Source organism: Ruegeria sp. CK3 (genome assembly GCF_056536565.1).
In genome coordinates this window covers 111,231-132,701 of sequence record NZ_JBQFPV010000007.1, presented here as the reverse complement: position 1 = coordinate 132,701, position 21,471 = coordinate 111,231, and the positions used below count along the sequence as shown (strand labels likewise).

Annotated in this window: 17 protein-coding genes; 10 read left to right on the top strand and 7 right to left on the bottom strand. The window is 59.7% G+C overall.

Annotation, left to right across the window (positions count from 1 at the left end):
• Positions 1 to 130 precede the first annotated feature (130 nt).
• Positions 131 to 2,413, bottom strand: a complete 2,283-nt coding sequence (locus ACR0C3_RS11635) for an adenosylcobalamin-dependent ribonucleoside-diphosphate reductase (protein ID WP_480758565.1) — start codon at positions 2,411 to 2,413, stop codon at positions 131 to 133.
• Positions 2,414 to 2,547: 134 nt separating this feature from the next.
• Between ACR0C3_RS11635 and ACR0C3_RS11630 the strand changes: the two genes are divergently transcribed.
• Entirely contained in the window at positions 2,548 to 2,979 is a 432-nt protein-coding gene (locus ACR0C3_RS11630; protein ID WP_170374510.1) for a DUF1489 domain-containing protein, read from the top strand.
• Here ACR0C3_RS11630 and hisG read toward each other — a convergent pair whose 3' ends face one another.
• Genes hisG through hisS form a run of 3 tightly spaced genes read right to left on the bottom strand, consistent with a single transcriptional unit; the run spans position 2,980 to position 6,245 of the window.
• Positions 2,980 to 3,669 (bottom strand): ATP phosphoribosyltransferase, encoded by a 690-nt coding sequence (gene hisG, locus ACR0C3_RS11625; protein ID WP_480758563.1) that lies wholly within the window; start codon positions 3,667 to 3,669, stop codon positions 2,980 to 2,982.
• Positions 3,666 to 4,754 carry an ATP phosphoribosyltransferase regulatory subunit gene (locus tag ACR0C3_RS11620; RefSeq protein WP_480758562.1) on the bottom strand — a complete coding sequence of 363 codons (1,089 nt, stop codon included), beginning with the start codon at positions 4,752 to 4,754 and terminating at the stop codon, positions 3,666 to 3,668. Before ACR0C3_RS11620 ends, hisG begins: the two co-directional genes overlap by 4 nt.
• A 3-nt stretch (positions 4,755 to 4,757) precedes the next feature.
• Positions 4,758 to 6,245 carry a histidine--tRNA ligase gene (gene hisS, locus ACR0C3_RS11615; protein ID WP_480758561.1) on the bottom strand — a complete coding sequence of 496 codons (1,488 nt, stop codon included), beginning with the start codon at positions 6,243 to 6,245 and terminating at the stop codon, positions 4,758 to 4,760.
• Positions 6,246 to 6,370: 125 nt separating this feature from the next.
• Between hisS and ACR0C3_RS11610 the strand changes: the two genes are divergently transcribed.
• Positions 6,371 to 6,565: a SlyX family protein gene (locus ACR0C3_RS11610; RefSeq protein ID WP_170384915.1), complete on the top strand. Its 195-nt coding sequence runs from the start codon at positions 6,371 to 6,373 to the stop codon at positions 6,563 to 6,565.
• Positions 6,566 to 6,697: 132 nt separating this feature from the next.
• A complete protein-coding gene (locus ACR0C3_RS11605) occupies positions 6,698 to 7,456 on the top strand; it encodes an SDR family oxidoreductase (RefSeq protein ID WP_170374496.1) in 759 nt (252 codons plus the stop codon).
• A gap of 50 nt (positions 7,457 to 7,506) precedes the next feature.
• Here the strand turns inward: ACR0C3_RS11605 and ACR0C3_RS11600 are convergent, their stop codons facing one another.
• The 3 genes from ACR0C3_RS11600 to dnaE all read right to left on the bottom strand — a co-directional run bounded on the left by ACR0C3_RS11600 (position 7,507) and on the right by dnaE (position 11,704).
• Entirely contained in the window at positions 7,507 to 7,869 is a 363-nt protein-coding gene (locus tag ACR0C3_RS11600; protein ID WP_480758560.1) for a hypothetical protein, read from the bottom strand.
• Between the two features lie 11 nt (positions 7,870 to 7,880).
• The gene (locus ACR0C3_RS11595; protein ID WP_419738497.1) at positions 7,881 to 8,093 is read right to left on the bottom strand and encodes a YMGG-like glycine zipper-containing protein; all 213 of its coding nucleotides are present in this window, start codon (positions 8,091 to 8,093) and stop codon (positions 7,881 to 7,883) included.
• Between the two features lie 83 nt (positions 8,094 to 8,176).
• Complete coding sequence (gene dnaE / locus ACR0C3_RS11590) at positions 8,177 to 11,704, bottom strand: DNA polymerase III subunit alpha (RefSeq protein WP_480758559.1); 3,528 nt, start codon at positions 11,702 to 11,704, stop codon at positions 8,177 to 8,179.
• Between the two features lie 343 nt (positions 11,705 to 12,047).
• Here dnaE and xdhA point away from each other — a divergent pair, with 343 nt between their 5' ends.
• The 7 genes from xdhA to ACR0C3_RS11555 all read left to right on the top strand — a co-directional run bounded on the left by xdhA (position 12,048) and on the right by ACR0C3_RS11555 (position 21,466).
• Positions 12,048 to 13,445, top strand: a complete 1,398-nt coding sequence (gene xdhA, locus ACR0C3_RS11585; protein ID WP_480758558.1) for a xanthine dehydrogenase small subunit — start codon at positions 12,048 to 12,050, stop codon at positions 13,443 to 13,445.
• The gene (xdhB, locus tag ACR0C3_RS11580) at positions 13,442 to 15,844 is read left to right on the top strand and encodes a xanthine dehydrogenase molybdopterin binding subunit (protein ID WP_480758557.1); all 2,403 of its coding nucleotides are present in this window, start codon (positions 13,442 to 13,444) and stop codon (positions 15,842 to 15,844) included. Before xdhA ends, xdhB begins: the two co-directional genes overlap by 4 nt.
• Positions 15,844 to 16,779: a xanthine dehydrogenase accessory protein XdhC gene (gene xdhC, locus ACR0C3_RS11575; RefSeq protein WP_480758555.1), complete on the top strand. Its 936-nt coding sequence runs from the start codon at positions 15,844 to 15,846 to the stop codon at positions 16,777 to 16,779. Before xdhB ends, xdhC begins: the two co-directional genes overlap by 1 nt.
• Positions 16,776 to 18,293 (top strand): ABC transporter ATP-binding protein, encoded by a 1,518-nt coding sequence (locus tag ACR0C3_RS11570; RefSeq protein ID WP_480758554.1) that lies wholly within the window; start codon positions 16,776 to 16,778, stop codon positions 18,291 to 18,293. Before xdhC ends, ACR0C3_RS11570 begins: the two co-directional genes overlap by 4 nt.
• Before the next feature lie 62 nt (positions 18,294 to 18,355).
• A complete protein-coding gene (locus ACR0C3_RS11565; RefSeq protein ID WP_480758552.1) occupies positions 18,356 to 19,438 on the top strand; it encodes an ABC transporter permease in 1,083 nt (360 codons plus the stop codon).
• Positions 19,438 to 20,358, top strand: coding sequence for an ABC transporter permease (locus ACR0C3_RS11560; RefSeq protein ID WP_480758551.1), 921 nt, complete (start codon positions 19,438 to 19,440; stop codon positions 20,356 to 20,358). Before ACR0C3_RS11565 ends, ACR0C3_RS11560 begins: the two co-directional genes overlap by 1 nt.
• A gap of 31 nt (positions 20,359 to 20,389) precedes the next feature.
• The gene (locus ACR0C3_RS11555; RefSeq protein ID WP_170374472.1) at positions 20,390 to 21,466 is read left to right on the top strand and encodes a BMP family ABC transporter substrate-binding protein; all 1,077 of its coding nucleotides are present in this window, start codon (positions 20,390 to 20,392) and stop codon (positions 21,464 to 21,466) included.
• The last annotated feature ends 5 nt before the right edge of the window (positions 21,467 to 21,471 follow it).

Below are 21,471 nucleotides of genomic sequence, written 5' to 3'. Positions count from 1 at the left end.
GGCGCCATTTCTTCCCCACAAACCCAAGAGTTTCGGATTGTGGGAGCAAATGACCTTACGTATGGGCAACAATATTGGCGAGATGGGTTCTTAATGCCTTCCAGTTCATAGTGGGTTACGCCCCCTCACCTCAGCCACATTTCGAGTGACCGCAGCTTCTGCACGTCATGCAGCCTTCTATCATCACCATGTCATACTGCCCACATGACGGGCATGCTTTGCCCCGTGGTGCATCCATGTTGACGACCTGCGCCTGCGGGTCGGACTTTAGCCCCATCCCCTCTCCCTCGAGAAAGCCTATGTTGACCATGTGCTGCTCGATCACCCCGCCAATCGCTGCTAGGATCGAGGGGATATACTTGCCCTTCACCCATGCACCACCGCGCGGATCGAACACAGCCTTGAGCTCTTCGACCACGAACGACACATCCCCACCCCGCCGGAAAACGGCCGAGATCATGCGGGTCAGCGCCAGCGTCCAGGCGTAATGCTCCATGTTCTTCGAGTTGATGAACACCTCGAACGGACGGCGGCGGCCTCCGATGACAATATCGTTGATCGTCAGATAGATCGCATGCTCACTGTCGGGCCATTTCAACTTGTAGGTCGACCCCTCTAGCGACTGCGGGCGGTCCAGCGGCTCAGACATGTAAACGACGTCACCGCCATTGACCTCATGCGGTGCAGCCGCGCTTTCACCCGGCGCCGTGTCTGCACTTTCCGATACGGTCAGAACCGAGCCGGTTACGTCATTGGGGCGATAAGTCGTGCAGCCTTTGCAGCCCTGATCCCATGCCTGCATGTAGACATCCTTGAAGGCGTCGAAACTGATGTCCTCGGGACAGTTAATCGTTTTCGAAATCGAACTGTCGATCCATTTCTGCGCCGCAGCCTGCATTTTCACGTGATCGGACGGAGACAGCGTCTGCGCATTCACGAAAAACTCAGGCAGATCCTTGTCGCCAAATTTGTCGCGCCACATCTGCACGGCATAGTCCACCACCTCTTCTTCGGTGCGCGAGCCATCCTTCTGCAACACCTTACGCGTGTAGGCATAGGCAAAGACCGGCTCGATCCCCGACGAAACGTTCCCAGCATAGAGAGAGATCGTGCCCGTGGGAGCGATCGAGGTCAGCAACGCGTTGCGGATCCCGTGCCTGCGGATTTCATCGCGCACGTCTTCATCCATCTGCTGCATCGTGCCGCTGGCCAGGAACTTCTCGGCATCGAACAAGGGAAACGCCCCCTTCTCCTTCGCCAGTTGCACCGAGGCCAGATAAGCGGCGCGGGCAATCGCGTGCAACCAGCGCTCGGTTTGACGCGCCGCCTCGTCAGAGCCATAGCGCAGGCCCAACATCAAAAGCGCATCCGCCAGACCTGTCACACCCAGCCCGATGCGGCGCTTGGCCTGCGCCTCGGCCTCCTGTTCGGGCAGAGGAAACTTCGACGCGTCCACCACATTGTCCATCATGCGCACAGCAGTAGCGACCAGCTCTTTCAGTGCGTCCTCGTCCAGATGCGCCGCGTCTTCGAAAGGCTCGGCCACCAACCGGGCAAGATTTATCGAGCCTAACAGGCACGCGCCATAAGGAGGCAGAGGTTGCTCGCCACAAGGGTTGGTGGCGGCAATCGTCTCGACATAGCTCAAGTTGTTGGCCGCATTGATGCGGTCGATGAAGATCACGCCCGGCTCGGCATAGTCAAAGGTCGCCTGCATGATCTTGTTCCACAGGTCCCGCGCCTGAACGGTGTGATAGACCTTGCCACCGAACACCAGCTCCCAAGGTCCGTCGGCCTTGACGGCCTCCATGAACGGGTCAGTCACCAGCACCGACATGTTGAACATACGTAGACGGGCCGGATCGGATTTGGCCGTGATGAACTGTTCAATATCGGGATGATCGCAGCGCATCGTCGCCATCATCGCCCCCCGGCGCGAGCCTGCGGACATGATCGTGCGGCACATTGCGTCCCAGACATCCATGAACGACAACGGCCCCGATGCATCCGCTGCCACCCCTTTCACATCCGCACCCCGCGGACGGATGGTTGAGAAATCATAGCCGATCCCCCCACCCTGCTGCATGGTCAGCGCGGCCTCTCTCAGCATATCGAAGATGCCGCCCATGCTATCGGGCACGGTGCCCATGACGAAGCAGTTAAACAGGGTCACCTGTCGCGCGGTCCCAGCGCCTGCGGTTATGCGGCCGGCAGGCAGGTATTTGAAATCCTCCAGCGCGGCGTAGAACTTTTCTTCCCAAGGGGCGGGGTCTTTCTCGACCCGCGCCAGATCGCGCGCGATACGTCGCCAGCTGTCCTCGACCGTCTGGTCGATAGCCGTGCCATCCGCCTGTTTAAAGCGGTATTTCATGTCCCAGATCTGCTCGGCGATGGGGGCGGCAAAGCGGCTCATTGGTGATTCCTATTCAGCTGCGAGGCATACAAGATAGACCAAATTAGTCACCTAGCGCTACTATGACTTGATGCAATAGGCTGTTAACCCTACCTTCTTAACCAATTCCTTTGGGGCGACTCTGTGGGTAAACTGTGGATAAATTCGTAAACCTCGTCAAACTTTCGGTCGGGTCAGAGAGCGTCGACACGCTGATGGCGTGGCAGGACAGCCGCAAGCCGCTTTACGCGGATGGTTGCCCGCGCCACGTGACGCGCATGTGGCCAAAGCGCGAGGCCGAGATCCTGAACGGAGGTTCTATCTATTGGGTGATCAAAGGCGTGATCCAATGCCGCCAGCGCATCCTGCGCCTTGATGAGGTACGCGGTGAGGACGGCATCCGCCGCTGCGCCATTGTTCTCGACCCCGAGGTACATCGCACCCAGAACGCGTTGAAACGCCCCTTTCAAGGCTGGCGTTATCTGAAACCCGAAGACACCCCAGCCGATCTTCCAAAATCGCGTGAGCAGGACGACGCCCTGCCAGACGATCTGAACCGCGCTCTGGCCGAAATCGGCATATTGTAGTCAGCGCAGGCGATCCAACAGCTCGGACAAAACCGCTTTGTCGCCAGCATCGTAGCTCGCCACACGGCTGCGCCACAGGGTCGCTTGCGATTGCAGGATGAGACCGTCCGACAGGATCTTGAGGTGGTTGGCCCGCAGTGTTTCACCGGTCGAGGTGATATCGGCAACGGCTTCGGCCGTTTCGTTCATCACGGTGCCTTCAGTCGCGCCCTGGCTGTCAACCAGAGCATAGTCGGCCACCCCGGCATCGGTCAGAAACTCACGAACCAGACGGTGGTACTTGGTCGCAATCCGCAGCCGGTGACCATGTGTTCTGCGGAACGCAGCGGCGGCTGCATCCAGATCGTCCAGCGTATCCACATCCACCCAACAAGCAGGCGTGGCGATGATCAGATCCGCCTTGCCAAAGCCAAGCGCGGCAACCTCTTCAACTTGCTGTTCCCAGCGCGGCAGCTTTTCCTGCACAAGGTCAACACCCGTGACCCCCAGGTGAATACGACCCGCGGCCAGCTCACGCGGGATTTCACCCGCTGACAGCAGGATCAACGAGACATCATCGATCCCCTCAACCTTGCCCGCATATTCCCGGTCCGATCCACTGCGCGACAAGGAAATGCCGCGCTTTTCAAACCACGAGAAGGTCTTTTCCATCAACCGGCCCTTCGAGGGCACGCCCAGTTTCAGGCTCATTGTGCGTCCTCCTCGATCTCGAGCATCAGGTCGGGGCGGATGACTCCGCCAACGGCCGGAATTTCTTCGCCATTGCCAAGCTGCCGGGTCAGCGCATCATAGCGCCCGCCGGTCGCGATCGGAGGCAGATCGGGGCGGCCTTCGGCGTAGAAGCCAAAGACGAACCCGTCGTAATACTCCATCGAGGTCCGGCCATATGCAGCCTCGAAATCCAACCGTTCAACATCCACACCTCGCGCCTGCATCGCTGCGATCCGGGCTTCAAGCCGATCAAGCGCTTGCGTGATCTGCGGCAGGTCGACAGCAACGTCGCGCAGCTGTTCCAACGCAAATGGCATGGTCTCACGCACATTCAAAAGCGTCTCCAACCCGGCCAGTTCGTTGTCTGAGATGGCCGGCGTGTCGCGGTCTTCGCGCAGGGCTTCGATCCGCGCCTCGATCTCGGAGGCGCGGCGCTTGCCGATCATCGGAATGTCGTTGTCCAGCGGGTCTGCGGCGTTCAGCAACGCATCTCGCCCTTCGGGGCCGGGTTTACGGCCGGCGAACCGATCCAGAAGAATGCGGAACCGGCGGGGGCGCCACAGATGCCGCATCAGGGCGGTCTTGCGACGCTCGGTCGTGCGAAGGCCCTCGACGGCTGCGGTCAGAATTCCGATATCCCCGGTCGCGGCCCGCAGAGGCAGACCCCGCAGCTGCAACGCAAACAGCGAGAACACCTCGGCATCTGCGCCGGATGGATCGTCGCGATCAAAAACCTCATAGCCCACTTGGATATATTCATTCGAGCGGTCCGGGTCATGTTCCTGACGGCGAAAAACCTCTCCGGAATAGGTATAGCGCGCGGGTTCTGCGCCGTCGCTCATGTGCATCTGTACCACGGGTAGAGTGAAGTCGGGGCGCAGCATCTGCTCGCCCCGCAGAGCGTCCGACGTGACATAAGCACGTCCGCGGATGTCTTCACCATAGAGATCCAGCAATGTCTCGGCCGGTTGCAACAGAGGCGTATCGACCACCTGCGCGCCTGCGGCCTCGAACCGGACACGCATCATCGCGGCGCGGGCCTGTATCTGGGAACGGTTGGCCATGGCTCAGTCCTGACTGTCCAGAATTTCGCGCACTTTTGCGACCAGATCACCGCGCGGCACTTCGAACTGGCTGGGGCGTTCCTTCCATTCCTCGAGTGTGGCGCTTTCGGCAATTTTCGCACCAAGGATCAGGTCTTTGATCTGAACGATGCCATTCGCCTTTTCGTCACCGCCTTCGATAACAGCAATGGGAGAGTTCCGCTTGTCCGCATATTTCAGCTGATTGCCGAAGTTCTTCGGATTGCCCAGGTAGACCTCGGCCCGGATACCCGCATTGCGCAGTTCCGCCACCATCGCCTGATAGTCGGCCATACGGTCGCGGTCCATGACGGTGACGACGACAGGGCCTGTCGCCTGCGCGCTGAGACGACCCTTTTCGCGCAAAGCGGCCAGCAGGCGGTCAACACCGATCGACACACCCGTCGCAGGCACTTCCTGCCCGGTAAAGCGCTTGACCAGATCGTCATAGCGCCCGCCACCCGAGACCGACCCGAACTGCCGTTTGCGGCCTTTCTCGTCGAAAATCTCAAAGGTCAGCTCGGCCTCATAAACCGGGCCGGTGTAGTACCCGAGACCACGCACGACCGAGGGGTCAATTTCGATCCGGTCCGCGCCGTATCCGCCTGCATCCAGCAGGGAACCGATTTGTTCCAATTCGGCAATCCCATCCGCGCCGATCTTGCTGTCGCCCACGGCGGCGCGCAGGTTGGCCAGCGTTCCGGCAGTGTCAGCAGCCTTGGAGGTCAGGAAGGCAATCACCGGCTCGGCCTGATCATCGCTCAGCCCCACGCCGTCGATAAACGCGCCTGAGGCATCCAGACGGCCCTTGGTCAGCAGCTCGCGCACACCGGCCTCACCCACCTTGTCGAACTTGTCGATGGTGCGCAGGACGTTGTCGCGGGCAGCGGCGTCTTCGCCAAGGCCCATCGCCTCAAGCACGCCGTTGAGAACCTTGCGGTTGTTGACCCGCACCAGATAGTCGCCGCGCGGGATGCCAACGGTCTCCAGCGTATCCGACAGCATCGCGCAGATCTCGGCATCAGCCGCCATCGACGCGGTGCCGACAGTGTCCGCATCGCACTGATAGAATTGACGATACCGCCCCGGCCCCGGCTTTTCGTTACGCCAGACCGGACCCATCGCGTAGCGGCGATAGGGCGTCGGCAGGTCGTTGCGGTGCTGCGCGTAGACTCGGGCCAAAGGCGCGGTCAGGTCATAGCGCAGGGCCATCCAGTCACCGTTTCCGCCCTCGTCAAATTCCTGCCACGCAAAGACGCCTTCGTTCGGGCGGTCCACGTCGGGCAGGAACTTGCCCAGCGCCTCGACGGTCTCGACCGCGCTGCTTTCCAAAGCGTCGAACCCGTACCGATGATACACGCCCGCAATCGTCCGCAGCATCTCGGTGCGCTGCGTGACTTCCTCGCCGAAATAGTCACGGAACCCTTTCGGCGTTACGGCCTTGGGGCGGGGCTGTTTCTTGGGCTTGGCCATCGGGGGCGTCCTTCACGGGTATTGTTCCGCGCGCGGTCTATCCCATGGCCCGCATCGGGGCAAGGCGCGCTTTCGCTGGTCTTGGCTTTGCAGGCCCGCTATGACCGTCCCTGAAGGAGACCCCAATGCAGCATCTGGAAGAACAGATCGCCCATCTGACCCGCACAGTCGAAGAGCTGAACACCGTCGTCACAAGCCAGCAATCCGAGATCGACCGCCTGACCCGCCGCGTCGAAATGCTGCTGCAGCGCGAGGCCGAACGGGCGCAAGAAGGCTCGGGCGGGGTTGTGTTCGGAGACGAGCGCCCGCCGCACTACTAAGACCGATTTCGATGTTGCTGCCTGCTTTTCCGGTTCTTGCTGGTCACGTCCAAGACTAATCACAGGGTTACCTTTCGAAATCTTGTTGGTAGGCTAATATTTTAATATCAGTTCACTGGCAGGAGACGTTCATTGGCCAACAAACTTGCTCTTGTCACAGGCGCCGCGCGTGGCATCGGGCTGGCGACAACAAAACTGTTTCTGCAAAACGGCTGGAACGTTGCGATGATCGATCGTGACTCTGAGGCGCTTTCTCTTACCGCAAAGGATCTAGACGGTGCGGTTGCGTTCGTCGCGGACGTTTCAGATCAAAATCAGGTTATTAGCGTGGTCAAGGCCGTTCTCACCGAGTTCAATCGCATTGATGCTGTGGTGAACAACGCGGGTGTCGCAGATTTCGGGCCAATTGAGGAACACGATTTCGCAGTGTGGCGTCGGGTTATGGAAACCAACCTTGATGGCGTGTTTCTGGTATCCCAGGCGACTATACCGGCCCTACGCGAAAGCCGTGGTGCTATCGTCAACATCGCATCGATTTCGGGATTAAGGGCGAGTACACTTCGCATAGCATACGGAACGTCGAAGGCGGGTGTCATCCATCTGACCAAGCAACAAGCCGCCGAACTAGGAGAATTCGGTATACGCGCCAATTGCGTGTGTCCAGGCCCGGTCCGGACCAAGCTCGCGATGGCAGTCCACTCGCCCGAAATCATCGCCGCATATCATGACGCTATTCCACTAAACCGATACGGTTCGGAGGATGAGATCGCGCAGGTGATCTATTTCCTTTGTTCGGACAAAGCCAGCTACGTAACGGGTCAGGTGATCGCGTCCGACGGCGGGTTCGAAAGCACTGGCGTGGGCTTGCCGGCGCTACGATCGAGCAACTGAGATTCACCCACGATTTGTCCGCGTCGGGACGCAAAACAGGATGCTAAGGTTTACAAACCCAGCGACGATTTCACGGCGTTATCGACAACCCCGCCCAGAAGGGCGTTTTTATCCGCAGCACAGCCCTCAGACAGAGCGGCGATGAACGCTTCGCGCAGTTTCGCTTTGTCTTCATCTGTGGCCGCGTGGTCCTCGATATTGATCTGACGATTGTAGAGAGACAGAGCCGTCATCTTGCCCACGACCTCAACAACAAAGGCCTCATCCCCGTCCGCCTCTTCGGCGATTGAGGCACAGGTGTAGTGCATGACAGGCAGGGCATCTTCGACCATCTGCTGGGCGGCTTCGTCGGCCAAAGCAAAGACCGGAGCCACCAAAAGTGATGCCAAGACAACAGGCTTGAGAGTTTTCATCCGCATCGCAATCACTTCCAGTTATGTCCGATAATCGCACCGGCCACACCGCCGATTGCCGCGCCCTTGCCGTCACCGATCAGGGCCCCAACTCCGGCGCCGATCAACGCACCTTCGATTGTCTGCTTCTTCTTTTTGTCGTCCGCAAAAGCCGCAGTCGCCACGGAAAGCGAGATCGCCCCCGCCAATACCAACGCTTTGGAGCCCATAGCTGAAAGTGCCAAACCCTAACCCTCCTGTTTCATCTGTCACAGAATGTGCAGTTACAGCCTAGCCGGGGGACATCGCTGTGGCAATAAAGCCGGGATCAGACCTCTTCCACTGACAGAACGCCATCCAGCGACTTGATCGCGCCTTTGATCTGCGGGTTGATCGGGAAGTCCTGCCCCAAATCCATCTCGACATCGCCCGGCAAGCCCGGGTCCATCAGGCACAGCTGGATCGGCCCCTTGGCAGCCCCTTTCGCAGCGCTGGCGGCATCTGCCAGCACGGTTGCCACCGTGGGCAACACCTGCGGCTGATCGACGAATATACGCAGGCCGGTCGCGCCCGCCTCGGCCACAACCGAATCCACCGGGCCTACCGAACGACCCAGGAGTTTCAGCTGATCGGCCTCCATCGTCGCCTCGGCAGTCAGAACCACCTGCGCACCGGTCTCGAGATACTCGCGCGATTTCTCCAGCGTTTCTGAGAACAGCGTGACCTCATACGCGCCCGTTGGGTCCGAGAGTTGCGCAAAGGCGAAACGGTTGCCGCGGGCAGACTTCCTTTCCTGCCGGCCGGCAACAACCCCGGCCATCTTCGCGATCAGAGGGCCAGAGTGCGCCTTTTCCGTCACCTCATCCAGGGTCAGCACCTGTTTGCGTTTCAGCGCAGGCATGTAGTCATCCAGCGGATGGCCCGACAGGTAGAACCCGATGGCTTTGAACTCTTCGCTGAGCCGTTCTGCGGGCAGCCAATCCGGCGTCGGCGACAGTCGCGGTTCGGGTAGGTCGTCCCCGGCCTCACCAAACAATGACACCTGATTTGAGTTCTTCTGTTCGTGGATCGCCGCCGAATACTGGACAAGCGAATCAAGGCTTTCGAACACACGGCGGCGGTTCTTGTCCAGTTCATCAAAGGCCCCGGCCCTTGCCAGCATTTCCAACGGGCGCTTGCCGACCTTTTTCAGATCAACGCGACGAGCAAAGTCGAAGAGGTTGACGAAGGGTTTGTCGCTCTCTTGATCCTGCGCGCCTCCGGCACGACGCCCATCAACCACAAGGCTCATCGCCTCGACGCCCACGTTTTTCAACGCGCCCAGCGCATAGACAAGATGCCCATTGTCCACATCAAATGTGGCCTGAGAGCGGTTTACACAAGGCGGGATGTAAGGCAGGTCCAACCCCTTGCGGACCTCTTCGAAATAGACAGCCAGCTTGTCCGTCAGGTGGATATCGCAGTTCATGACGCCTGCCATGAACTCAACAGGGTGGTTCGCCTTCAGCCAGCCGGTTTGATAGCTGACCACCGCATAAGCCGCCGCGTGGGATTTGTTGAAACCGTAGTTGGCGAATTTCTCCAGCAGGTCGAACACCTCGGAGGCTTTTTTGGCATCCACGCCATTTTCCGCCGCGCCCTTCTCGAATTTCGGGCGCTCGGCATCCATCGCCTCTTTGATCTTCTTACCCATCGCGCGGCGCAGCAGGTCGGCACCGCCTAGGCTGTACCCAGCCATGACCTGCGCGATCTGCATCACCTGTTCCTGATAGACGATGATGCCTTGGGTTTCTTCAAGGATATGGTCGATCAGAGGATGCACGGATTCGATTTTCCGCAACCCGTTTTTGACCTCACAATAGGTCGGGATGTTCTCCATCGGGCCGGGTCGATACAGCGCCACGAGGGCCACGATATCCTCGATACAGGTAGGTTTCATGCGCTTGAGCGCGTCCATCATGCCCGAGGATTCCACCTGGAACACCGCCACCGTCTTGGCAGCCGAATAGAGCTTGTATGTCGCCTCATCATCCAGCGGGATGGCGTTGATCTGGTTCTCGGCCCCTTCAGCCGGTTCATAGAGTTCTGTCCCGTCGGCCGCGACATGCAAAGGCCGCCCGGATTTGAAGATCAAATCCATCGCGTTCTGGATCACGGTCAGCGTTTTCAAACCGAGAAAGTCGAACTTCACCAGCCCGGCCTGCTCTACCCATTTCATGTTGAACTGGGTCGCAGGCATATCGGAGCGCGGATCCTGATAAAGCGGCACCAGCGCGTCCAACGGCCGGTCGCCAATCACAACCCCCGCCGCGTGGGTCGAGGCGTTTCGCAACAGCCCTTCGACTTGCTGGCCGTAATTCAGCAACCGCTCCACAACCTCTTCATTCCGCGCCTCCTCGCGCAAGCGCGGTTCGTCCTTCAGGGCCTTTTCGATCGAAACCGGTTTGACGCCCTCGACCGGGATCATCTTGGACAGCCGGTCGACTTGCCCATAAGGCATCTGCAAAACCCGCCCGATGTCACGCACGGCAGCCTTGGACAGCAACGCACCAAAGGTGATGATCTGCCCCACCTTGTAACGCCCATATTTCTGCTGAACGTAGCGGATCACTTCTTCCCGGCGATCCATACAGAAGTCGATATCGAAGTCGGGCATTGAGACCCGCTCAGGGTTCAGAAACCGTTCGAACAGCAAGCTGTAGCGCAACGGGTCAAGGTCGGTGATCGTTAAGGCATAAGCCACCAGAGATCCCGCACCGGACCCCCGCCCCGGCCCAACCGGAATGTCATGATCCTTGGACCATTGGATAAAGTCAGCAACGATCAGGAAGTAGCCGGGGAACCCCATGCCTTCGATGATCCCAAGCTCAAAATCCAGGCGTTCCTGATACTCCTCCGGCGTCACCGCATGAGGGATCACGGCCAGACGTTTCTGCAGACCCTCATTCGCAATTCGGCGCAGTTCGGCCACTTCATCATCGGCAAACTTGGGCAGAATGGGATCACGGCGATAGGCCATAAAGGCGCAACGGCGCGCGATCTCGACCGTGTTCTCGATGGCCTCGGGCAAATCCGCGAACAGAGTCACCATTTCATGCTGCGACTTGAAATAATGCTGCGCGGTCAGACGGCGGCGACCGGCTTGCTGATCGACATAGGCCCCCTCGGCGATACAGATCAGCGCATCATGGGCCTCATACATATCCGAGGTTGGAAAGTAGACATCATTGGTGGCGACTAGAGGCAGGTTCTTGGCATAGGCCATCTCGACATGACCGCGCTCGGTCAGGCGCTCGGCCTCAGGCTGGCCGTCCTCGCCCGGATGGCGTTGCAGTTCGATATACAAACGATCCGGGAACATCCCCGCCAACCGGTCGACCAGAGCCTCAGCTGCAGGGCGCTGACCTTGCTGCAGCAACATTCCCACTGGGCCTTCTGGTCCACCAGTCAAACAGATCAGACCCTCCGACCGATCCGCCAGCTCCTCCAACGTGACCTGCGGCAACTGCCCGCCTTTGTCCACATAGAGGCAGGAGCTCAGCTTCATGAGGTTCTCATACCCAACCTCGGACTGCGCCAGCAGCACCAGAGGCGCAGGCGCTTTCGGCTTCTCACCGGGTTGCGGTTGCACATAGGTGAGATCAACCTGACACCCCATGATCGGCTGAATCCCGGCCCCGCTGGCGGTGATTGAAAACTCCAGTGCCGAGAACATCGAGTTGGTGTCGGTCACCGCAACGGCGGGCATCTCGGCCTTCTCGCAAAGACCGGGCAGCTTTTTCAGCCGCACAGCGCCTTCCAGCAGGGAATATTCAGTGTGAACGCGAAGGTGAATGAATCGAGGGGTACTGCTCATACCCCGCAAGCTATCCCAGTCAGCAGCGACGAAAAAGCGGGAACCGACTCTGTGGACTGCTTAAAAAATCAGCAGAGATTATTCTGATTTTTTAGAAGGTGCTTCGGGCCAGACTCGGCATCGCTTCAAAAATGGTCTTTATTTACAAGTGCCTGACTTCTAAACAACTGCAACATTCACAGGCCGTGCGGGTCCAATGGTGCATCATATAGGCAGTTTTTCTTGCCAGATAAGGTGCGCTGTTTCTAACATCTGACGGCAAGCACTTCGCCCGCCACTCTTTCTACGTCGCATCGAAGGAGGGCCCAACGGGCGCAACCGGGTAAGGCGACGGGTTTCACGAATGGACATCACGTTTCTTCTGAACGGAGAGACAGTGCAGCTGTCGGATGTCAGTCCGACGGTCACCCTGCTGGACTGGCTGCGTGAGGAGCGTGGCCTGACCGGCACGAAAGAAGGCTGCAACGAAGGCGATTGCGGCGCCTGCACCGTGATGGTCACCGACGAGGGCAGCGCCAAGGCATTGAACGCCTGCATCCTGTTCCTGCCGCAACTCCATGGCAAAGCCGTCCGAACGGTCGAGGGCGCAAGCGGCCCAAACGATGAGCCTCATCCGGTCCAGAGCGCAATGGTCGATCTGCACGGCTCGCAATGCGGCTTCTGCACCCCCGGCTTCGTGATGTCGATGGTTGCCAGTCACGCAAATGGCGCAACCGACCACGACACCCAACTGGCCGGCAATCTGTGCCGCTGCACTGGCTACGCCCCGATCATCCGCGCCGCGAAAGCCGCCGAACCACATCCCGTCCCGCAATGGATCACTGACGACCAGTCCTTCTCTTGTTCAAAAATACCTCGGGGGGAGGCCGCAGGCCGGGGGGCAGAACCGACCTTCCTCCCCAGGTCATCCGACGAATTGGCGGAAGTCTATACCCAGTACCCCAACGCGACACTCATCGCCGGTGCAACCGATGTCGGCCTTTGGGTCACCAAGCAATTGCGTGAGCTTGACCCGGTGTTCTTCCTCAACGGCTGCGAAGACCTAAAACAGATCACAATCACCGACGACGAAATCCGCTTCGGGGCAATGGTCGACATGAACCGGATGGGCGATGCTCTCGTCCACCTCCATCCCTCCTACGCCGAAATGATCCGCCGCTATGCCAGCGTTCAGGTGCGCCACGCAGCCACCGTCGGCGGCAACATCGCTAATGGCTCACCCATCGGGGACAACCCACCTGCCCTGATCGCTTTGGGTGCAACTCTACACCTTCGCAAAGGCGACGCCCGCAGGTCCCTTCCTTTGGAAGAGTTCTTCATCGACTACGGCAAACAAGACCGCGCGCCGGGTGAATTTGTCGAGGCCGTCAGTTTCCCGCGTCAGGCGGATCGACTGAAGGCATACAAACTCAGCAAACGGTTCGATCAGGATATCTCGGCCGTTTGCGGGTGTTTCAATATCACCGTCTCAGAGGGAACCGTCACTAAAGCGCGCATCGCGTTTGGTGGTATGGCTGGTACTCCGAAACGGGCAACACATGTCGAGGCCGCACTGATCGGCAAACCCTGGACGCGCGAGGTGATTGACGCCGCGCTGCCCAGCTTTGCCGAGGATTATTCACCACTCACGGACATGCGCGCCTCGGCAACCTATCGGCTGGAGACGGCCAAAGCGATGCTGGAACGGTATTTTCTGGAAGATCAGGGCGAAGTGACCGACGTGCTGAAGGTGACGGCATGAGCGTGACCAAACCCCTCCCCCACGACGCGGCCCCGCTGCATGTGGCAGGCGCCGCACGCTATGTGGATGACATCCCGACGCCAAAGGGCACCCTGCATCTGGCCTTTGGTCTGAGCCCGATTGCCAAAGGTACGATCAGTGCGATGGACCTGTCGGCAGTGAAAGCTGCGGATGGCGTGGTGCAGGTGATGACGGCCGAAGACCTTCCTTTTGCCAACGATGTCTCGCCCTCGATCCATGATGAGCCACTGCTGTCGGATGGCACGGTTCATTATGTCGGACAGCCCGTGTTTCTGGTCGTCGCCACCAGCCATCTCGCAGCCAGAAAGGCCGCGCGGTTGGGCAAGATCGACTATGCCGAAGACACCCCGATCCTGACCATCGAAGACGCTATGGCCGCCGACAGTCGTTTCGAGGATGGCCCCCGCATCTACGCCAAGGGGGACGCGGATGCCGCCATCAACAGTGCCCCCCATATCATCGAAGGAAGCTTCGAGCTCGGCGGGCAGGAACATTTCTACCTCGAAGGTCAGGCGGCCCTTGCCGTGCCGAATGAAGGCGCGGATATGCTGGTCCACAGTTCCACCCAGCATCCAACCGAGATCCAGCACAAGGTGGCGGATGCGCTGGGCGTTCCCATGCACGCGGTCCGGGTTGAGACACGCCGTATGGGCGGAGGGTTCGGCGGCAAGGAAAGCCAGGGCAACGCTCTGGCCGTGGCTTGTGCCATAGCGGCCCGCGCGACCGGCAAGGCGTGCAAAATGCGATATGACCGCGACGATGACATGATCATCACCGGCAAACGCCATGCCTTCCGCATTTCCTACAAGGCAGGATTCGATGAGAACGGCCATATTCAGGGTGTCTCTTTCCTACACCACGCGATCTGCGGCTGGGCACAGGACCTGTCTCTGCCCGTCGCGGACCGAGCGATGCTGCATTCGGACAACGCCTACCTGCTGCCCAATGCGCGGATCGAGAGCCACCGGTTGAAGACCAACACCCAATCCGCCACCGCCTATCGCGGGTTCGGGGGCCCTCAGGGTATGGTCGGGATCGAACGCGTGATGGACCACGCCGCGCATGCGCTGGGGTTGGACCCCGTCGAGCTGCGCCGTCGGAACTTCTATGAACCCGCCCACAAGGTTACTGAGGTTGAAACGGCGAAGAAACCATTGGGACACCCCGATCCGCATGAAGACCTGACCAGCCGGGGGGCAGTTGAGATGGGCGAGGCGCCCGTGCGCCCTCTGCCCGCAGGCGGCAACACCACGCCCTACGGCATGGAGGTCAGCGATTTCGAACTGCACGGCATGACCGAAGCTCTGCTGAGATCCAGCGACTATGCCGCGCGTAAGGCTGCCATCGAAAAATGGAACGCCGAGAACAGTGTGATCAAGAAGGGCATCGCCTTCTCTCCGGTCAAGTTCGGGATTTCCTTTACGCTGACCCACCTCAATCAGGCAGGTGCGTTGGTGCATGTGTATCAGGACGGCTCGGTCCACCTGAACCATGGCGGCACCGAGATGGGGCAAGGCCTGTTCCAGAAAGTCGCTCAGGTCGCGGCGTCGCGCTTTGGCATTCCGCTGGAGATGGTCAAGATCACCGCAACCGACACGGCCAAAGTACCGAACACCTCGGCCACGGCGGCGTCTTCGGGCAGTGACCTGAACGGTATGGCGGTCAAAGCCGCCTGCGACACGATCCGCGACCGCATGGCCGACTATCTGGCCGAGCGTCATCAGGCGGACCCGTCGACAGTTACCTTCTCGGACGGTCACGTCTCGGTCGGTGCGGAACGCTACACCTTCTCTGAGGCCGCAGCACTGGCCTATCAGGGGCGCATCAGCCTGTCGGCCACCGGCTTCTACAAAACACCCAAGATCGAATGGGATCGGATCGCAGGCCGGGGCCGTCCGTTCTTTTACTTCGCCTATGGCGCATCCGTCACCGAGGTGGCCGTGGACACACTGACCGGCGAAAACCGCATTCTGCGCACCGATATCCTGCATGATGCAGGCGCATCATTGAACCCGGCGCTCGATATCGGGCAGGTCGAAGGCGGCTATGTGCAAGGCGCGGGCTGGCTGACGACAGAGGAATTGGTCTGGGACGGCAAGGGCAACCTGCGCACACACGCGCCCTCGACCTACAAGATTCCAGCCTGCTCGGACCGGCCCGATATCTTCAATGTCGCGCTTTGGGATGGCGAGAACCGCGAGGATACGATCTATCGCTCGAAGGCGGTGGGTGAACCGCCCTTCATGCTGGGAATTTCAGCCTGGTTGGCCCTGTCGAATGCGGTCGCAGCTTGTGGCGACAGCTATCCGGCGTTGGATGCACCCGCCACGGCTGAGGAAGTCTGGCGCGGCGTTCAGCGGATGAAGGGAGGCATCTGATGGGATTTGATCTGGAGGCTTTGAGGGAGGCGGTCAAAACCCACGGGAAAGTCACCCGCGTGGTCATCGCCGCGATCAAGGGCTCGTCCCCGCGAGAGGTTGGCGCTTCAATGCTGGTCTGGCCGGATGGCCAAAGCGGAACGATCGGCGGCGGTACGTTGGAGTTTCACGCCGCAGAAGCTGCGCGGTCCCAATCCGCCCCTGCCCGCCTGACCCATCACGCTCTTGGCCCGGAGATGGGGCAGTGTTGTGGCGGTGCAGTTTCACTGTTCAGCGAGGTCTTTGATCAAAAGGCGCTTGAAGCGCTCGACGACACGGTCATCGCGCGCTCCGCTTCTGAAGACGAATTGCCTCTGTCCGTGAAACGGTTGCTGGCAACTGCACGTGGACAGGGGATTGCCCCCGAACCGCAGATGATCGACGGCTGGATGGTGGAACCCGTTCACAAGCCAACCCGAAACCTGTGGATCTGGGGTGCGGGACATGTAGGTCGAGCACTGGTGGATGTTCTGTCCCCCCTGCCCGACATCGCGATCACTTGGGTCGACACGGGACCCGAGCGCTTCCCGGCCTTGGTCCCAGCAGGTGTCACCACCGTTCCAGCGGCCAAACCGGCCGAGCTGGTTCGCCATGCACCGCCCGACGCCGAGCATCTTGTGCTTACTTATTCACACAATCTGGATTTAGAGCTGTGCAACCGGCTGCTTTTGCATGATTTCCGCTTTGCGGGGCTGATCGGCTCGGCTACGAAATGGGCACGATTCCGGTCGCGGCTGGCAGCTCTTGGGCATTCGCCTGAACAGATCAGCCGGATCACCTGTCCAATCGGCGATCCCGCTCTGGGCAAACACCCGCAAATGATCGCCGTTGGCGTCGCCGCGCAGCTTCTGCGCCCGGCCCGACAGACTGAGTTGAAGAAGGACCTGAGCGCGTGACCACTCCACTCTTAAGCCTGCAAGGGCTGACCAAAGCCTATCCCGGCGTCGTGGCCAATGATCAGGTGTCGTTCGACATCGGCGAAGGCGAAGTTCACGCACTGCTGGGAGAAAACGGCGCAGGGAAATCCACGCTGGTCAAGATGATCTACGGGCTGGTGAAGCCCGACAGCGGCACCATGTTGCTGCGCGGCCAACCCTTCGCCCCAGCGGAACCCCGCGCGGCTCGGGCGGATGGGATTGCGATGGTGTTCCAGCACTTCTCGCTGTTCGACGCGCTGAACGTGGCTGAGAATATTGCGCTGGGGATGGAGAACCCACCGCCCATGGGCGATCTGGCCTCGCGTATCCGCGAAGTGTCCGAGACCTACGGCTTACCTTTGGACCCGTACCGCACGGTCGGCGATCTGTCCGCGGGGGAGCGTCAGCGGGTCGAGATCATCCGCTGCCTGCTGCAAGACCCCAAGCTGCTGATCATGGACGAACCAACCAGCGTGCTGACCCCGCAAGAGGTCGAAATCCTGTTCGAGACGCTGAACAAATTGCGGTCTGAGGGCACCTCGATCCTCTATATCTCGCATAAGCTCGAAGAGATCCGAACGCTGTGTGACCACGCTACGATCCTGCGTCTGGGCAAGAATGTGGGCGAGTGTATTCCGGCCGAAACATCAGCACGCGACATGGCCGAGATGATGGTGGGATCAACACTGCAGACACCCGAACGCTCGGGCCGTGAGTTCGGTGAGGTTGCGTTGGATGTCAGCGGTCTATCGGTGCCATCACCTTCGGAATTCGGAACGGCGCTGAAGAACGTCCATATGACGGTCCGCAAGGGTGAGGTTCTCGGCATCGGCGGTGTCGCTGGCAACGGTCAGGATGAGTTGCTGGGCGTGCTTTCCGGTGAGATTCAAACCCCTGCCGATGCGATCAAGTTCAATGGTCAGCAGATCGGCAAACTCGGCCCCACTGCCCGCCGGAAACTGGGTGTGCTGACCGCGCCGGAGGAACGCTTAGGCCATGCCGCTGCGCCGGATATGAGCCTGACCGAGAACGCCCTCCTGACCGGGTCGGTGCGCGAAGGTTTGGAAAACAAAGGTTTCCTCAAATGGTCCGAGACCAAAAGCTTCGCCGAAAAGATTATTAGCGCGTTTGACGTCAGAACGCCCGGCCCTGAAAACGCGGCACGGTCGCTGTCAGGCGGGAACCTGCAGAAATTCGTGATTGGTCGAGAAGTCTTGCAGAGCCCTGAGGTGCTGGTGGTGAACCAACCGACCTGGGGTGTGGATGCGGCAGCGGCTGCGTCGATCCGGCAGGCCATTCTGGATCTGGCTGCTAAAGGAACGGCAGTGATCTGCATCAGTCAGGATTTGGACGAGTTGATGGAGATCTCAGACAGTTTTGCGGCCCTGAACGAAGGGCGGCTGAGCGCGCCTCGGGAAACAACAGGCCTGACCGTTGACGAGATCGGCCTGATGATGGGCGGCGCCCATGGCATGGAGGTGGCGCATGTGTGATCTGTCGCGTCGCCTTTGGCGAGAATACTTAAAAAAGATGAAGACGGGCGGAGAATAAGTACATGATTGTGTTGGAGAAACGACCGCAACCGTCGAAAGCGTGGTCCTATGCGACCCCCGTTGTGGCGGTGATTGCCACGATGGTCTTTGGCGGCATCCTGTTCGCCATTCTCGGCAAGAACCCGGTTGAGGCCATCGGCACCATCTTTTGGGAGCCCCTGTTCGGCGAGTTCGCATTTTATTACCGCCCGCAACTGCTGGTGAAAGGCGCACCATTGGTGCTGATTGCGATCGGCCTGGCGTTGGGTTTCCGTGCCGGTATTTGGAATATCGGGGCCGAAGGGCAGTACATCATGGGTGCCATCTTCGGGGCCGGGGCCGGGTTGGCCTTTTACCCTCTAGACGCGTTCTACATCTTTCCGATCATGGTGATCGCGGGCGCGTTTGGTGGTTGGCTTTGGGCAATGATCCCGGCCTTTCTGAAAGTCCGGTTTGGTACCAACGAAATCCTTGTCTCGCTGATGCTGGTTTATGTGGCCGAGCAGATGCTGGCCTCGGTGTCGCTTGGCTTGCTCAAGAACCCTGAAGGGTTTGGCTTTCCTGGGTCGCGCAACCTGCAATCCTATGACAGCGCGCATAATGCCGAGTTGATCGCGGGATCTGGCATGCACTGGGGTGTCGTGACGGCCCTGATCGCAGTGATCTTTTCCTATATCCTTCTGAACCGTCACATGCTGGGCTTTCACATCCGTCTGACGGGTGAAGCTCCGCGTGCTGCAAAGTTTGCCGGTGTGAACCCGGCCCGTCTGATCCTGTTCTGTCTGGGCCTGTCCGGTGCTCTGGCCGGTCTGGCGGGGATGTTCGAAGTCTCCGGTCCTTCGGGTGTGGTCAGCATCGACTTTAACGTGGGCTATGGCTTCACCGCGATCATTGTGGCCTTCCTTGGCCGTCTGCACCCGGTGGGTATCCTGCTGGCCGGTGGCTTGATGGCGCTGACCTATATCGGCGGTGAAATCGCGCAGTCTCAGCTCGGGCTGCCTGCCGCTGCCATTCAGGTGTTCCAGGGGATGCTCCTGTTTTTCCTGCTGGCATTCGATCTTCTGACAAACTACCGCATCCGTGCGGCACGTAGCGAGGTAGCGTAATGGACCTTGGTGAAATCAATCCCGTCCTTCTGGTCGCCTCGCTCATGGTTGCCGCGACCCCCTTGCTGCTGGCCGCGATCGGAGAACTGGTCGTCGAAAAAGCAGGCGTTCTGAACCTCGGTGTCGAGGGTATGATGATCGTCGGCGCAATCAGCGGCTTTGCGATCTCGGTCGAGACCGGTTCGCCCTGGTTGGGCTTTATCGCATCAGCGATCGGCGGGGCTGTGCTGTCACTACTGTTCGTGTTGCTGACACAGGTCGCTCTAGCCAATCAGGTGGCCAGCGGCCTTGCGCTGACATTGTTCGGCCTCGGGTTCAGTGCCCTTCTGGGCCAAAGCTATGTGGGGATCAAACCCCCCAGCATGGAGGATATTCATATCCCCCTGATCAGCGATATCCCCGTCATCGGGCCGATCTTTTTCCAGCATGACCCGATCCTCTATGTCGGCATCTCTTTGACTGCGGGTGTTTGGGCGACGCTGAAATATACGCGTGTTGGTCTGATCCTGCGCGCGGTGGGTGAAAACCACGATGCAGCGCACGCGTTGGGCTACAAAGTCATCAAGATCCGCATCATGGCGATCCTGTTCGGTGGGGCCTGCGCGGGTCTGGGCGGCGCCTATATCAGCCTGATCCGGGTCCCTCAGTGGACCGAGGGCATGACCGCCGGTGTCGGCTGGATTGCTCTGGCGCTGGTGGTGTTCGCCAGCTGGAAGCCGTGGCGTGCCTTGCTGGGTGCCTATTTGTTTGGCGGCATCACCGTGCTGCAGCTTAATTTGCAGGCAGCGGGCGTTGCCATTCCCGTCGAGTATCTGGCAATGTCGCCCTACATCATCACGATCCTTGTGCTTGTGATCCTTTCGGCCGACAAGAGCAGCGCACCTGCCTCACTGGGCCGGATTTTCCACGCCTCGCACTAGGGGCCAACTGAACCAACTTGGGGAGTAACACATGAAATTCACGACACTTCTGGCAAGCGCCGCCATGGCGCTGGGTCTGGCCTCGGGGGCCATGGCCGCCGACGACAAGACCAAGGTCGGCTTCGTCTACGTAGGACCTGTGGGCGACGGTGGCTGGACCTATGAACACAACAAAGGCCGCCTGGCCGTTGAGGAAGAGTTCGGAGACAAGGTTGAAACCGTCTTCGTCGAATCCGTTCCTGAAGGCCCGGATGCCGAGCGGGTCATGACGCAAATGGCGCTGGAAGGCGCTGACCTGATCTTCACCACCTCGTTCGGCTATATGGATCCGACCATCAACGTGGCGAAAAAATTCCCGAATGTGAAATTCGAACACGCCACCGGCTACAAAACCGCCGACAACGTCGCTGTCTATTCGGCCCGTTTCTATGAAGGTCGTGCCGTTCAGGGCCACATCGCGGGTAAGATGACCAAGTCGAACATCATCGGCTATATCGGGTCCTACCCGATCCCTGAGGTGATCCGCGGCATCAACTCGGCATATCTGCACGCCAAGAAGGTGAACCCGGATGTCGAGTTCAAGATCGTCTGGGCCTACACTTGGTTCGACCCTGCAAAAGAAGCTGACGCCGCCACCGTTCTGATCGAACAGGGCGCGGACGTGATCCTGCAGCACACCGACTCGACCGCGCCTCAGGCGGCTGCGCAAGAGGCGGGCAACGTTGTCACCTTCGGTCAGGCCTCAGACATGAGCGAATACGCCCCGTTCCCGCGCGTATCCTCGATCATCGATGATTGGGCGCCCTACTACATCGCACGGACCAAGGCTGTCATGGATGGCACCTGGGAAAGCGCCAACACATGGGACGGTATCCGTGAGGGCATGGTTGCAATCGGCGAGATCTCGGACGCGGTTCCCGCAGATGTCAAAGAAGAGGCTCTGGCGCTGAAAGCGGCCATGGCTGCAGGTGAATACCACCCCTTCACCGGCCCGATCAAAAAGCAGGATGGCAGCGACTGGCTGGCCGAAGGTGAGGTCGCAGATGACGGAACGCTGGCAGGTATGAACTTCTACATCGAAGGCCTGGAAGGCGAGATCCCGCAGTAAGCTGC